This window comes from Helicobacter sp. CLO-3 (assembly GCF_001854545.1).
GTDB lineage: Bacteria > Campylobacterota > Campylobacteria > Campylobacterales > Helicobacteraceae > Helicobacter_B.
In genome coordinates this window covers 1-14,995 of record NZ_MLQN01000022.1, presented here as the reverse complement: position 1 = coordinate 14,995, position 14,995 = coordinate 1, and the positions used below count along the sequence as shown (strand labels likewise).

At 46.0% G+C, this 14,995-nt stretch carries 14 protein-coding genes and 1 pseudogene; 2 read left to right on the top strand and 13 right to left on the bottom strand.

All coding sequences use genetic code 11. From position 1 onward, the window contains the following. Positions 1-4 precede the first annotated feature (4 nt). From BKN38_RS06755 to BKN38_RS06720, 7 genes are all read right to left on the bottom strand, one after another. Positions 5-1,036: a BspA family leucine-rich repeat surface protein gene (locus tag BKN38_RS06755; RefSeq protein ID WP_104720768.1), complete on the bottom strand. Its 1,032-nt coding sequence runs from the start codon at positions 1,034-1,036 to the stop codon at positions 5-7. Between the two features lie 74 nt (positions 1,037-1,110). Continuing rightward, positions 1,111-1,341 (bottom strand): hypothetical protein, encoded by a 231-nt coding sequence (locus BKN38_RS06750; RefSeq protein ID WP_070957746.1) that lies wholly within the window; start codon positions 1,339-1,341, stop codon positions 1,111-1,113. A 283-nt stretch (positions 1,342-1,624) separates the two neighbouring features. Continuing rightward, complete coding sequence (locus tag BKN38_RS10665; RefSeq protein WP_158655918.1) at positions 1,625-2,437, bottom strand: C40 family peptidase; 813 nt, start codon at positions 2,435-2,437, stop codon at positions 1,625-1,627. Between the two features lie 22 nt (positions 2,438-2,459). Next, entirely contained in the window at positions 2,460-2,741 is a 282-nt protein-coding gene (locus tag BKN38_RS06735) for an EscU/YscU/HrcU family type III secretion system export apparatus switch protein (RefSeq protein ID WP_066458321.1), read from the bottom strand. 24 nt (positions 2,742-2,765) lie between these two features. Beyond that, positions 2,766-3,476, bottom strand: a complete 711-nt coding sequence (gene ribE, locus BKN38_RS06730) for a riboflavin synthase (RefSeq protein ID WP_066458320.1) — start codon at positions 3,474-3,476, stop codon at positions 2,766-2,768. 99 nt (positions 3,477-3,575) lie between these two features. Continuing rightward, entirely contained in the window at positions 3,576-4,895 is a 1,320-nt protein-coding gene (locus BKN38_RS06725) for a hypothetical protein (RefSeq protein ID WP_066458319.1), read from the bottom strand. 1 nt (position 4,896) lies between these two features. Further along, positions 4,897-5,886, bottom strand: a complete 990-nt coding sequence (locus BKN38_RS06720) for a tRNA-dihydrouridine synthase (RefSeq protein ID WP_066458330.1) — start codon at positions 5,884-5,886, stop codon at positions 4,897-4,899. A 596-nt stretch (positions 5,887-6,482) separates the two neighbouring features. Between BKN38_RS06720 and rplM the strand changes: the two genes are divergently transcribed. Together rplM and rpsI are read left to right on the top strand one after the other, a co-directional pair. Next, entirely contained in the window at positions 6,483-6,902 is a 420-nt protein-coding gene (gene rplM, locus BKN38_RS06715; protein ID WP_066458024.1) for a 50S ribosomal protein L13, read from the top strand. Positions 6,903-6,913: 11 nt separating this feature from the next. Then, positions 6,914-7,303: a 30S ribosomal protein S9 gene (gene rpsI / locus BKN38_RS06710; RefSeq protein ID WP_066458009.1), complete on the top strand. Its 390-nt coding sequence runs from the start codon at positions 6,914-6,916 to the stop codon at positions 7,301-7,303. Between the two features lie 883 nt (positions 7,304-8,186). On the opposite strand, the gene mrdA is transcribed toward rpsI, so the two are convergent. From mrdA to BKN38_RS06675, 6 genes and pseudogenes are all read right to left on the bottom strand, one after another. Beyond that, complete coding sequence (mrdA, locus tag BKN38_RS06700; protein ID WP_066458014.1) at positions 8,187-9,980, bottom strand: penicillin-binding protein 2; 1,794 nt, start codon at positions 9,978-9,980, stop codon at positions 8,187-8,189. A gap of 78 nt (positions 9,981-10,058) precedes the next feature. Next, complete coding sequence (locus tag BKN38_RS06695) at positions 10,059-10,544, bottom strand: hypothetical protein (protein WP_066458017.1); 486 nt, start codon at positions 10,542-10,544, stop codon at positions 10,059-10,061. 436 nt (positions 10,545-10,980) lie between these two features. Continuing rightward, a pseudogene (locus BKN38_RS06690) lies at positions 10,981-11,667 on the bottom strand (GTP-binding protein); the annotation flags it as partial. Between the two features lie 450 nt (positions 11,668-12,117). Further along, complete coding sequence (locus BKN38_RS06685) at positions 12,118-12,705, bottom strand: hypothetical protein (protein ID WP_066458021.1); 588 nt, start codon at positions 12,703-12,705, stop codon at positions 12,118-12,120. Between the two features lie 24 nt (positions 12,706-12,729). Then, a complete protein-coding gene (locus tag BKN38_RS06680; protein ID WP_082942671.1) occupies positions 12,730-13,401 on the bottom strand; it encodes an LPP20 family lipoprotein in 672 nt (223 codons plus the stop codon). 542 nt (positions 13,402-13,943) lie between these two features. Next, positions 13,944-14,995 (bottom strand): SEL1-like repeat protein (locus BKN38_RS06675; RefSeq protein ID WP_083329096.1); only part of this gene is annotated, 1,052 nt, incomplete at its 5' end.

Here is a 14,995-nt window from a genome sequence, read left to right as displayed (position 1 = left end):
TGTCTTATTCCTTATGCCACTTAGGCGGTTTAGATCCTAGCAGCGAGCCAAAAAACATACCTTGCTGCTTTGTGCTTGTTTTTACTTTCCAAGAACTAAGCGGTTGGTTGAAAGATTCAGCCCAAGCAAACATAAATTCCATATCTCTGACATTAGACACATCCCACTTATTTAGCGGTTGGTTGAAGGCGCTCGTGCCTTGAAACATAGCATACATATTTTTTACCTTGATTACATTCCATTTATTTAGCGGCTGGTTGAAAGATTGCGCTTTGACAAACATATAGCTCATATTTGTAACATTACTGACATTCCAAGATTCTAGTGGCTGGTTGAAAGATTCTGTATAAGCAAACATCCAGCTCATATTTTTTACCTTGCTGACATTCCACTTATCAAGCGGTTGATTGAAAGATTTCGCGGAAGCAAACATAAATGCCATATCTGTGACCTTAGCTACATTCCAAGAGTTAAGTGGCTGGTTGAAGGATTTTGCATCGGCAAACATACCGCTCATATCTCTTACATTGCCAACATCCCAAGAATCAAGTGGTTGGTTAAAAGATATTGCAGAATCAAACATAAATGACATATTTGTGACCTTAGCTACATCCCAAGAATTTAGCGGCTGGTTAAAAGATATTGCAGAATCAAACATGTTGTTCATATCTGTAACCTTGCTGACATCCCAAGTCTCAATCCCGCTAAAATCCTTTCGTCTTTTGGCGGAATTTTTGCAATTTTTTATATATTGCTCCATTATTTTACCGCACTCATCGCTAGGAGTATTCGCAAACAAATAGCTCATGTCTTTTATTTTGCTCGTATCTATCGTGTCAAGTTTGACATTTTCATCATTTAGCAGCTGCACGAGTTCATCGCGCGTCTGCGGGTGATAAATATGCTTTGATTTGTCAGTCAAAGGGTTGGTATTGGCTAGGCAGATATTTAAGTCAAGCGCGGCTATGCCGATAAATACTAGCTGTTTTGGATTTGGCATTTTTAGATTTAGCTTTTTTAGATTCTGCGCTGTCATTTTGACTCCTTGCGATTTAGCTTTGGCATTATACTTCAAAAACGCTTTTTAGATTCTAGCGCTTTTGCCACTTTTTAAGTTTTGTCATCGTCATTACTAAAGAAACTCACTTCGTTCGTTTTACTAAAGAAACTCACTTCGTTCGTTTTACTAAAGAAACTCACTTCGTTCGTTTTGCGAGCGGGCTTGCCTGCGAAGCAAAGCGCTAGCTTCTTTAGTAATCTATGCCTTGCGCGGTTTTGCCTTGTGGATTGCTTCGTCGCTTTGCTCCTCGCAATGACAACAAAGTCAAGCGCAGCGAGCAAAACGAGCTTTGCGAGTTTCTTCAGAAAACAAACGCAGCGAGTTTTTTCAGCAAAACGAGTTTTTTAGCAATGACAAAAAATGCTTAAAATATTAAAAGTGTCAAAAGCATTAAAAGTGTCAAAAGCGTTAAAAGTGCTCTGCGCTTCAATAAAAGTGCTTTATCACAAAAGCGCGTGCAAAACGCGCGCGAAAAATATGCGCGCAGGAAACAATGCGCGTGACAAAACATCAAGCGCGCAGAAAACATCAAGCGCGCCGCATCATCACCACAATCATCGCCGCTTACTTTATCGGATAGCGCACGGCTTTGATGATTTTTGGCTTCCAGTAGCTATTTGACATACTGGCGATTTTGGCGCCGCCTTTGGTGGAAAGGTGCATAAACTCGCCATCTTGCAGGTAAATCCCCACATGATAGCCATGCATCCCGCGCCCAGTTTTGAAAAATATCAAATCGCCCGCTTTTAGCTTGGATGCGGCGATGTTTTTGCCGCCCAGCTTTTTGCCCTGCTCCATCTGCGAGACCGTCACGCGCGGCACGCTAAGCCCAAAGCTTTCATTAAACACACTCATCACAAACCCGCTACAATCCGCACCCTCGCGCCTCACGCCGCCGCTGACATAAGGCGTAGCACCCCAGCGCTTCTGCTGGCGCAGTAGCTCATCTAGCACTTGGCGCTCGCTCGCGCCTAGCATGCGTGATTTGGAAGCGGAATCTGCTTTTGCGCCGCCTCCCGCGCTACTTCCGGAGTCAAATAGAGAATCCACTTTTGATGCGGTGCCAGAGGCGCGCGTATTTTTTGTGGATTTTGTGGCTTTGGCGGTTTTGCCAGCGCTCGCGCTTTTGCCGGATTGGCTATAGCCTGCCTGCCTTGCGTGCGCGTTGAAATCCTGTATAAAGCAGCCGCTTAGCATCACTAAAGCAAAGCATGCCAAAAGCGCGCTTGCGATGAGGCTGGCGCGCGAGGATTCTGGTTTTTTAGATTCTGCGCCACTAGAATCCATGCATTTAGATTCTGCTTTTGTAAACTTCACACCACAAAAGCCAGCGCAAAAAGCGCGCTTAGAATCTAGATTCTGTCTTATCGCAAGCATTTGCCACCTAGTCCCTAGCCCATTAGCCATTGAAGCTCAGCTGCGACTTGCGCTCAATATTGTTTAGCCACACAAACACGCCCACCACCGCCTCATACAGCTCGCGCGGGATCTCCTCATCGATCTCGACTTGCAAAAGCATATTCACCAGCTCCTCATTCGCAAATAGCGGTATGTCAAACTCCTCCGCCTTTTGTATGATGCGCTTGGCGATCTCGCCTTTGCCGCTGGCGAGCACCTTTGGCGCGCTGTCTTTTTGGGAGTCATAGGCTAGTGCGGCGGCTTTTTGCATGGTTTTCCTTATTTTTGCTTGGCTATTTTTTGCGCCTTAGTATCGCATGAGGATGTCATCTATCTCGCTCCAGCTAGCGGATTCTAGCGCATGAGAATCTGATGCGCGGAAATTTTTCGCGCGAGAATCCGACATAGCAGAATCCAGCCCGCGAGAATCCGCGCCAAAGCCCCTGCCAACCAGCCCCTGCTTTTGCAGCACATGCGCGATAGAGCGCACGATGACATCTGTTTCGATATTCACGCGCCGCCCGACTTTGTATGTGTGAAAAAGCGTGTTTTGCATGGTGTGCGGGATGATGGTGAGCGAGAAGTTTTCGCTAGTGACGCTTGCTATTGTTAGGCTTATACCATCGATTGTGATAGAGCCTTGCGGGATGATGAGTGAGAGGGCGTGCTTTGGCGGTTTGATAGTGAGTAGCGTTTGGTTAGATTGCGGCGCGATGGCGACTATCTCGCCGATGTAGTCGATATGCCCCTGGACAAAATGCCCATCCAGCCGAGAATCCGCACGCAACGCCGGCTCGATATGCACCATGCCCTTGTAGTTTTCTATCGCTACTTTTTTGGCAGAATGCGCGGAGATTTCTAGCCTGAAGCCCCATTTTTGCGTCTCTATCACGGTTAGGCACATACCATTTACCGCGATGCTATCGCCGATGCTTGGGGTGTAGGCGGATTCTATGGATAGGATGTTGTTTTGATATTCTTTGACTTTTGCTATCTCTCTGACTAGTCCGCTAAACATTTTCGCTCGCTTATATGGATTTGTAGATTCTGGTGTTACAAAAGCGCATTGTAGCAAAAAAGTAGCAATAATGCGCTAAGGGCGCAGAATCTAGGCGCACTAAAAACTAAGCGCAAATGTCAAAAACCACTCATCGCCCTTGCTTAGCACAAATTTTTGTCGCAAAAGCGCCTCGCTCCAGCCCGGCGCAGAATCTGTGTCGCTTTGGGCGGTGAAGCCTTGATTTTGCGCCCATATCTCATCCCTTATCACGCCATCACACGCCGGAGGCAAGCCATTTGCGCCAGCAGTGCAGCCTTCAGCGGTTGTGAGATTTCTCCCATAGAATCCATACCAGCGCTCGGAGGTGATTTCATAGAAGCTTTTTTTGTAGCCAAAATTCACGCGGAAAAATCTCGTCAGATATATCTGCACGCCATAGCGCAAAAATCCCCCGCTGTTTGCCGCCAAAAACGCATCATTGTCTTTGATGCCAGAGATGTCATCTTTTCTGCCTTTGGCGGCGACTTCATTGGTGTAGCTATCTTGTGAGAAATTAGAAAACTCCACGCCACCGCCCACAAAAACCCCCGCTTTCAAGTAGAGCAGCCTTCGCAAAAACCAATTTTTGCTAAAACGATTATCTATCTCTGCTATCGCGCCCACATAGCGTTTCAAAATCGAGTCTATCGGCACATTTAGCATCCCATCAAGCCCTATGCCGATAGTCTGCCATGTGCCATTATTGGCGATTTGCGCCTGCGCGTCTGGCGTGGTGCGGAAGGTGTATTTTTCATCATAGACGGTGGTGCTACCGCTACTGCCGGGCTTTATGGTGGCGATCCCGCCAGCTGGGATGTTATTCATACTCGTATCGCGGCTATCGCTGCCAGCTACTTTGTCGCCAAGCCCGCCGCTGATGCTACTCATCTCGCCAAAAAGCCTTATCCCGCCGATATGCCATTTGTCAAAATAGTATTCTGCGCCCACTTCGAGGTTGTAGCCACTTTTGAGACTGCCTTCATAGCGCGCGCTGGTGGTGTCGCCATAGCAAAGCTGGCTCGGGCAGGTGGCGACTTCTTTGCTCATGCTTTGTGTGTTGTCGGTGTGTGTCGCGCCGCCATTCACGATGCCAAAGCTGGCGTATGGATGCAAAATATCGCCCAAAATCGCTCTAGTGGGCGCTTTTGCCAGTGTCGCGATGCTAGAATCCTTAGAATCCCTAGAATCTATAGGGGCAGAATCTAGCGGGCTAGATTCTAGTGCGCTAGCAAATATCAGGCTAGCAAAAAGTGCTGCGCAGAATCTAGCCCAGTGCATTGTGAAATATTTGGTAGCGTGCCTTTTAAAGCGCCCCTCAAAATATTTAGCAAGATATCTAGCAAAACATCTAGTAAAATATTTGGCAAAATATCGTTTCGCGCCGCGTATTTTTTGCATTTCACACACTTTTTTTGTTTAGCTCGACTATGGGCTCGCTCGCCCACGCCACAAAAGAATCATCAAAAAACGCCTCTATGCGCTCGCGCATCTCTTTTGGCGAAGTGATAGTATTTACCACATTGCGAAACGCGCTCGCACCCTCATGCCCCTTGGCATAGGCGTGCAGATTTTTGCGAAACATCACCACGCCCCGCTCACCATAAAATCCCACCATCGCATCAAAATGCTCCAATACAAGCTCTTTTTTGATAAGGTTTGGCAGTTCGTCACTTCGATGTCTTATCTGCCAGAAAATCCAAGGCGCACTAAGCGCGGCGCGCCCTATCATCACGCCATTTGCGCCTGTGCGCTCCATGACTTCATGCGCCTTGCGCGCAGAATCTATCTCGCCATTGGCAATCACAGGGTGGCGCAGGATCTGCCTCATAGCAGCGATCGCATCATAATCGATACGCTCTTTTTTGTAGCCATCACTGCGCGTGCGCCCATGCACCACGACGAAATCCACCGGCGCATCATTTAGCGCGTGCGCTATCTCTAGGGGGATTTTTTTGTCAAATCCTAGCCGCACCTTGACGCTGGTGTGGCGCGTGGTGGAGGTCTCGCGGATGAGTTTTAGCATGGAAACAAGATGCGTTAGATTCTGCAAAAGCCCGCTGCCATTGCCATGATTTGCGACTTTTGGCGCGGGGCAGCCGCAGTTGAAATCCAAAATATCAATGCCTTCTTTTTGGTTTAGAATCTCTATCGCGCGCTTTATCACTTCTGGCTTGGAGCCGGCTATCTGCACGCTATAGGGCGTCTCAAGCGGTGATTTTTCTGCCATTTTCAAAGTTTTGGCACTGGCGAAGGCGAGCGCGTGCGAGCTTATCATCTCACTCACTGTGACATCTACGCCAAAGCGCTTCACAACGCTTCTAAAAGGTAAATCTGTATATCCTGCAAGCGGGGCCAAAAATAAAAGCTCGCGGGCGGTGGCGAAGTCGATTTTTGAGTTGTCGTCGGCGTTGGTTTTGGTGTTTGTTTGGGCGTTGGCGTGTGGCGCGCGTGATAGGGCGCTGGCGTGTGGTAGTGGAGAGAGCGCACCAGAATCTAAACGCATAGAATCTAAGCGCGTAGAGTCTAAACGCCCAGAATCCATAGAATCTAAAAAGGCGGATTTTGGCACGCTAGATTCTAGTATGCTAGATTCTGATATTTTAGATTCTGGCGCTTGGTTTGGTGGCAAGGGCGATAAAAGCGATAAAAGCGACAAGGGCGCTGGCGACATTTGCAAGACTTGTGGCACTTGCAGCACTTGCGACGCTTGCGATGCGCTAAAGCTTTGATTCATTTTTGCTCCGGTTATGGCATTCACCATTTCTCACCATTTTTTTATGGTATAATTTTGCGATTTTTTAGACTCAAATTTATGGATTATACCACAAAAATACAAATCACCACACAAATCACCCGCCAAGCCACAAAACCCAGAATCTAAATATTTTAAAATATTATTAATTTAAGCCTAATTTTATAAAACAGCCTGTATAATCGCCAACTTAATTTCCCAATCTAAGGCATAAAATGAGTAAAACACAAGATATGACACGAGCGATAAAGACTAGCGAGGTGGTGCGCGAATGGCACTTGATAGACGCTACAGACAAGACTTTTGGGCGGCTTATCACCGAGGTGGCGACGCTTTTGCGCGGTAAGCATAAGCCTTGCTACACGCCAAATGTGGATTGTGGCGATTTCGTCGTCATCATCAACGCGACAAAGGCGAAGTTTAGCGGCACAAAGCTCCAAGATAAAGAATACTTCACGCATTCTGGCTACTTTGGCAGCACCAAATCCAAAACCCTAGAAGAAATGCTACAAAAAAGCCCAGAAAAGCTCTATCATCTCGCTGTGCGCGGTATGCTACCCAAAACAAAGCTAGGTAGAGCGATGATAAAAAAGCTAAAAGTATATCAAGGAAATGAGCATCCACACACCGCTCAAATCTCAAAAAGTAAATAAAGGAACTTCTTATGGCAAAAGTGTATGCGACAGGCAAAAGAAAAACAGCAATAGCAAAAGTATGGCTAAGCAATGGTAGCGGCAAAATCATCGTAAATGGCGAGACGCTAGATGCGTGGCTAGGCGGGCATGAAGCGATAAAGAAAAAGGTGCTTCAGCCACTCGTGCTAACAAAACAAGAAAAATCTGTAGATATCAAGGCAGATGCGTTTGGCGGCGGGTATTCCGCGCAGGCTGAAGCGGTGCGACATGGAATCTCAAAAGCACTCAATGAATATGACAAAGCATTCCGCGCGATATTGAAACCAAAAGGCTTGCTAACTCGTGATTCTCGCGTGGTAGAGCGCAAGAAATACGGAAAACGCAAAGCGCGCAGAAGCCCACAATTCTCCAAACGCTAAGAAGCTTTGGGCGCTGGCTGGCTTGGCGCTGTTGCTTTGTGGCGCTGGCTGGGGTTTTTTGGTGGCGCTGGGCTTTGGCTCTTGGCTTTTTGGGCGTTTGTTTGGTTTGCGGTTTATCGTTGTGGCTTGCAAAGTCCGCATTGATTTTTGGCTTTTTAGGTGCTTTTTAGCTCGATACTTTTGCTTTGTGGTGTCAGCTAGGCTAGGCGGGCGACTTGATGCCTGCTTGAATGCTTGCTAGGTTTAAAAAGGCTTAAAAGCTTGGCATTTCTATATTAAGCACTAAATGGCTAGAAAGGCTGGCGTTGTTGCTTGGGCTTTGGTTTGGGCGCACGACTTGTTAGTTTTTTGCGAGTTTGGTGACGCTTAAGTTTATTGGGCTCATCTTGCTCATCTCGCCGCCTAGTTTTGCTGGCAGGCTTGATATTTGTCTTGCTAGCGTTTTTGATTTACAAAGGCTTTTGGCGATTGAGTTTTTTATATTTGCCTAGCTTTTTGCAAACTTATTTTAAACGCCCTCCCTCCTTTATCAATATAATATGCAAAAATAGATTCTGAATATTTTAGATTCTGCTAATCTTTAGCATTTGCTTATCTTGCTTTTTATCTTTTTTCGCGCTTGCCAAATATTGCCAATCTTGCAAGATTTATTATTTGCGCCCTACAATCGCGGATTCTTAAAGATTTGCCAGAATCTATTTTTTTGCATATTGGATATTAATCATGTCGCGACTGCTTTTTGGCAATTCATTTTTTCGCGACGCTTGCAGATTTTAGAATCCAAATAAAATCCGCGCGCCAAAGCACGCACCGCCACCAACCAAAGCACACACCAAAAGCACACGCCAACCGTGCCACCCGCCAAAGCGCGCAAATTCAAAACTTATGGCTTTATATACCCAAGATTATAGAGCTCATTGGCGATACGCACCATGATGGGACCGGCATTCCCGCCGCTTTGCCCATGCTCGATTAGGATGGTGATAGCGTATTGCGGGTTATTGGCAGGGATGAAGCCTGTCATCCAGCCATGCGAGCGCTGAAAATACGCCATCTCGCTTTCTTTGATGCGCTTTTTGGTTTCTTGCGGGATAGAGGTTACTTGCGCGGTGCCTGTTTTGCAAGCGATTTTTACTTTCGCGCCATATACGCGCCTAGTGCCAGTGCCTCCGGGCGCGTTGCACGCCTCTATCATGCCCTTTTGCAGCGCCCAGAGTTTGGATTTTTGAAAATCATTTAGCACATCTTTTGGCTCAAATACACTATCCTCATTATTTTTTTTCTTGAGAAAATGCGGCGTGGGAAGCTTGCCAGAAGCGATGAGTGCTGTGTAGCGCGCGATTTGCAAAGGTGTAGCTAGGAATGAGCCCTGCCCGATAGAAGTCTGCACCGTGTCGCCCACATACCATGAGAGCCCATAGCGCTGGGCTTTCCAGTTTGGCGTGGGAAGGATGCCAGCGGATTCTCCGGGAAAATCCACGCCTGTTTTTAGCCCAAAGCCCATTTGCTCGAGCACCTGCGCCATATTTTCAATCCCAATCGCTTGTGATAGTTTGTAAAAATACACATCCACAGACTCGCCAATCGCTTTGAAAACATCGCTGCTGCCATGCCCGCCCGCTTTCCAGTCGCGAAACTGCCACTCGCCTATTTTCACCGCATAGGGCGTGTCGATTTTGGTGTATTCATCGATATTGCCATACTCCAAAATCGCCATCGCCACGCCCATTTTGATAACAGAGCCCGGCGGATATTGCCCATTGACAAAGCGATTGATAAGAGGCGTGTGCGGATTGTCGATAAGCGCGCTCCATTTTGCCACGCTGATGCCGCCCACGAAGTCGTTGAGATTGTATTCTGGGTAGCTGCCCGCTGCCAAAATCTCGCCATTTTTGGCATCCATCACGATGACAGAGCCATTTTTATCCGCGTATTCATCATCGATGACTTTTTGCAGATTGGCATCAATAGTTAGCATGATGTTGTTTTGGGTTTGCGGGAGGAACTCATCTGCTTCAGAGACGCGCTGATTGTAGGCATTTACGATGCTATTGCGATAGCCTAGCTGCCCTTGCAGCACAGCGTTATACTCGCGCTCGATGCCTTCTTTGCCAATCACTGAAGTGTATTTACTGATGGGGTCATAAAACACATCGTTTTTATCCGCGATCCCCACATAGCCTATCACATGCGATGCCAGCGAGTCGTGCGGGTAGAAGCGCCTAAATGTCGGCTTTACATGGATATTATCCTCTTGGATTAGCATAGGATAGGCGGTTTGGATTTCATTAGCATACACATAATCTATGACTTTTATGAGGTCGTGATTATAGGCAGAATTTTGCTTTTTATAGGTTTGGATGAGTGCCTCGCGCTCCTGTCCTTGCAGGTTTTCTACTATCTTGCTGACAGCTTTTTCTAGCTCTTTTCCACTAAGCAGCGGCTCTAGATACACGCTGAAAAACAGCTCATTCACCGCCAAAGGCTCGCCTTTTCTATCAAATATAAAGCCCCGCGCTGGCACCAAAACTTCTTGCTTTAGCGTGTTGCGCTTGGCGATCCTGTCGTAGTGGTCGTGGCGCTGTATGGTGATGATAAAGATTTTTAAAATAAGCAGTAGCCACACCAGCACAAAAACGACTAGGACAATTTTGTAAGGGATGCTAAGATTTTTCATGCGCGCTCTTGTGGCGTGGGATTTTGCTTGATTGTGGCTGTAGTCGCAGCGCGTGCGGTATTTGTCGCGCTAGCATTTTTAGTATTTAAACTTTTCATAAAACAGCCCGATGCAAGATTCACACAAAAAATAAAAAATAAAAATAAAATGCAGGCTAAATCCAAGCCCAGAACCAAACATTTTGATAATATAAATCACGAGAAAATATCCCAAATAAAGCAATCCTACATACCAAAAAATAAAAAATATATTATGTCCGAAGATGAGATTGAATTTTTCTGATATTATATAGTTGATTATCAAAAATACCAATGCCAGCACGCCCAAAGGCAGCTGATTTTCCGACTCAAACACGACTAGGCAAAACATTATCGCGATGATTCCTATGAAGTTTTTTTTCTGATACAAATCGATAAAAATAATAAAAAGTAGCCCAATCATCGGCGGTAAAAATAAAAAAATATGACTAAGCATCGTCCAGACAAAAAATATCGCGCAAAACACCACCGCTTTGATAATCTCTCTATAAGTGTCATTGTGCTTTATTTCTTTGATGATGCGCATTTTTCCCCTTGTTTATTCTTACTTATTTGGCTTATTGAGAATCCATTTTTTGCCAAATGCTATATTTTTCTAAATGCTATGTTTTGCAGTTTCGCTCCATTTTTTTGGCATTTTTGGCGCAAGTTTAGATTCTGCTAGAATCCGCCTTGCAAAAAAATGCCTCGCAAAAATCACCTTCGCCCAGAATCCACCTTCACAAAAAATCACCTTCGCCAGAATCCACTTCGCCCAAAATCACCGCATCAAATATCGCTTTTCTTATGCGATGTATCGGCGCTTGTGGCTGTGTTTTGCGCGGTGCTTGCGCGCTAGAATCCAAGCTAGAATCTCTGCCAAAATCCACACCAGAATCCACGCTAGATTCTGCACTTCGCGCTCTATTTTGAGCTACATCTTGTGCCACATTTTGCGCCTGCATTTGTCGCGCGTGATGATGCGGATTTTTGGGCGTAATTGTATCGTGATTTGACATAATTAGCGCTTTTTTTTGGCGCAATTTTGCCAGATCGTTTTTTTTGAGTTTATCGCCCTTGGTGTAGATATACAGCAGTCGCTGATCGCCGCGCAAAATCGCGCGAGTGCTCTCATCAAGCGCGCTGTCTATTGGCATATTTGGATGCCTTGCATCAATGAGATGCAAAAAAAGCTTGATGCTACTGCGCTTTTGCAAAAAATCCCACAGATTCCGCTCCCAGCGCCTCTGCTCCTCTTTCGACACCTTTGCATAGCCGATGCCGGGCAGATCGATTAGCATAATCGGCGCGCAAATGCTAGAATCTGCGAGCTGTGTAGAATCTGTAGTGCGCATGGATTGCGCGGGCTGTGTGGATTCTGTGATTCGCGTAGATTCTGCGGATTGTGTAGAATCCGCTTGCGACAAACCAGCTGGCAAATCCTGCACCTGCGACAAATCCCGCCATTGCGAATAAAAAAAGTTTATAAGCCGCGTTTTGCCCGGAGTCGATGAGCTTTTGGCGAGATTTGCGCCTAGCAGCTTGTTTATCAGCGTGCTTTTGCCTACATTGCTGCGCCCCAGCATCACTATCTCGCTGGCAGTGCTTGGCGGGCATTGCGCGATGTTGCTGGCAGAAGTCACAAACCGCGCCCCAAAAATCTCTATCATCCTTCCTCCAAATCTCGCGCGACGCAAAGCTAAAATCTAGCTAGAATCCAAAATCTAGCCAAAATCCCAGCTAGAATCCAAGCAGAATCTAGCTAGATTTAGCCGCGTCACAAAGTCAAAATAAAAACAGATTCTAGCACATAAATGCAGAATCCAAGACTTTAAAATTTAGTGAGATATTTTTGGGTATGCAAGATAGCAAAGTGATAAAAAGATAAAAGCAGATTCTGGATTCTAGGCTAAATCTTTGGTGTTAGCTTGGTGTTAGCAAGGCTGTGAAACCCAGTCGCGCATCAGCCAATCATGCGCCAAATTCACATCAAACGCGAACGCATTACGCAACACTTACGCACAAACGCACCAAAAGCGAGCGCACCAAGAACAAAACACCAAAAGCAAAACGCGCCCAAAAGCAAGCGCCCCAAAAAGCACAAACGCACCAAACGCGTTTTACTCCACAACCTTTGGCTCTTGGTATTTATCTAGCGAGATGGTGACGCCATTACTCATATTTTTGAAAAGCACGCCAGAATCTGTGCGCCGATAGTAAATGATTTCGCCATTTTTTTGAAATCTCTGCACGAGCGCGCCGCCGGGCTCGATGACTTTGCCAATACCGCCGAAAATATCCCTAGCAAAAAATATGTCATCAAACAAATCACCATAGCTCACTTTGCCAAAGAAGTTTTTCGCCGCAGGCCATTTGCGCGCGCAGTCTTTCAATATGCAGATTTTGCGCTTTGTCACATCCAGCGTGCCTATGGTTTTGCCAGCGGCAAAAAGCTCGATGAAAATCTCTTGCTTTTTATTAGTGCTAAATGTCACATAGTCATAATAGCGGAAAGTCTTTGCATTGATGTATAATAGGCGCTTGCCAGCCTCTTTTTTGGGGGCGTTTTCTTGCTTTTGTTTGTTGTATTCGCTGCGTGCTTCTTGGCTTACAGGCTTGTCAGAAAACAAGTCAGCGATGCCTAGCTGCGCGCAGCCCGCCAGCATAAAAGCGAGCGCAAAAGCGATGAATATAACAAGCTTACGCATAAAATCGCTTAGTGTTTAGCAGGGTTATTGTCGTCCGCCAAGAGCGCGATACCACACGCGTCCATCTAGTTTTAGCTCCATTGTCACTTGGCAAAGTCCCGCTTTGCAATCGACATTCACGACATCCGCGCCGCGCACGAGTGCTTGGACTTTGGATTTTACGCTAGAGCTGGTGATTGCCATATTTTCGACGGTGTCTTGGCCGTTTAGTTTCACGCCATACATTTTTTCACCTAGCAGTTTATAGGCATCTATCATCGCTGCGCGTTTGGCAAGCGCGGTAGATTGCGCTGGCGAGATGGAGTTTTGCGGTGCTACGCCAGTGCCTGTCACTTGCAGCTCGATGATGTTGCTTGGAGTGAGGTTTGGGCTATTTTGTATGATAGGCTCATTTCCGCGCGGAGAGCGGGTGTCTTCATCATCCTCTATGATGGGGTTGTTGTTGATGATGGGGGTTGGGAGTGGGTTTGCCATAGGGGGATTTACCATCCCTATATTTCCGCCTATAGCATTGCCATTTACGCCCGGTGCGCCAAACCCAGCGCCAAAGCCCGGATTCTCGATGCCTGTTGGCTGGTAGTTTGCACTTGGTGGAGTGAGTCCTACACTCTCTTGAGTCGCTGCGCATGCAACCAAAGTAAGCCCGGCGATAGTCGTAGCTGACATTGCCTTGATTTTGTGTGTTATGCTCGTCATTAAACATCCTTTTTTAAAAGTTAGCTAGGATGAAGCAAAAGGTGTGCCAAGTTTTATGCCTTGTCTTAAATCGCGCATCTTGCGCACCGCGACACATTTTTAGGAGCTTTTCACTTCCGTCATTGCGAGGAGCAAAGCGACAAAGCAATCTATTTTGGCAAAATCTAGTTTGTCATTACTTGAAGAAGAAGCTATGCTTTGCTAAAGAAGGCTGCATTTTGACAAAAGCTTTTTTGTCATTGCGAGCGAGTTTCCCACAAAGCAAAGCCCAGCTTCTTTGGTAGTCCAAATCGCCAAATCGTCATTGCGAGGATTTGAAAAATCCGAAGCAATCTATATTAAAAGCTAGAATCCAAACTTTGTATTTTTATGATTTTTAGATTCTGGTTTTTAGTCGCCAGACTTTTGCCATCAATCCTTATCTATCGTCGCCTTCCTTATTGCAGGGGGACAAGGGGGCTTGAATTACTAAAGAAACTCGCTGTGCTCGTTTTGCTTTGCCTTGCTGGCGCAAGCCTCGCAATGACGATTTATGGGCAGGGTTAGTAGCCCCAGTTTTGGAGGTCTTTATATATATCACAACCTCGCTGATACCCAAAATCACATGCCTTGCCCATAAATTCTTTTGCTTTAGTATAGTCTTGTCTGATGCCTCTGCCATTGTAATATGAAACACCAAAATTGAAGCAGCCGCCGGCAATATCGCCATCGCAAGCTTTTTGAAAATATTCATTTGCTTTGGTGTAGTTTTGCTTTACACCTTGTCCATCATTATATAAATTGCCAAGATTAAAACAACCGCCAGCATTTCCACCATCACAGCCCCTTTGGTAATATTCACTTGCTTTGGTGTAATTTTGCTTTACACCTTGTCCATTCTTATATAAAAGGCCAAGACCGAAGCAGCCGTCAGCATCTCCATCATCGCAGCCCCTTTGGTAATATTCACTTGCTTTGGGGTAATTTTGTTTTACACCTTGTCCATCATTATATAAATTGCCAAGATTGAGGCATCCGCCAGCATCTCCACCATCGCACGCTTTTTGGTAATATTCTCTAGCTTTTGCATAATCTTGCCTTACCCCTTGCCCTTCAGCATATAAATTGCCAAGATTAAAACAACCTCCGGCATCTCCACCATCGCACGCTTTTTGATAGAGTTCTCTGGCTTTGATATAATCTTGTTTTACTCCTTGTCCATAGTTATACAAATACCCAATCCTTCTGCATTCCCTAGCGTGTCCCAAATCGCATGCTTTCGTGGTATATTCTGCCGCTTTGACATAATCTTGCGCTATTTTTTCACCTTCATAATACATACTTGCCAACTCGCTACAAGAATCCACATCACCACCATTACATTTGCGCTCTAGCGCTTTTAGAGAGGCATCTATGCTGGATTTTGCATCGCTAGCATTGGCATTTGCGCTAGAATCCGCGATAGATTCTGCCCCTGCATTTATCTGCGCTAGCTTCGATATAGTCTCATCGGTATCCCATACCACTCGCCCGCTTTTGAGATCTGTAAGCACTAGGAGAAACTGATAATCTATGCGCTTATTTTTGCCTATGGTTTTGGTGCGCTGGGTTATTT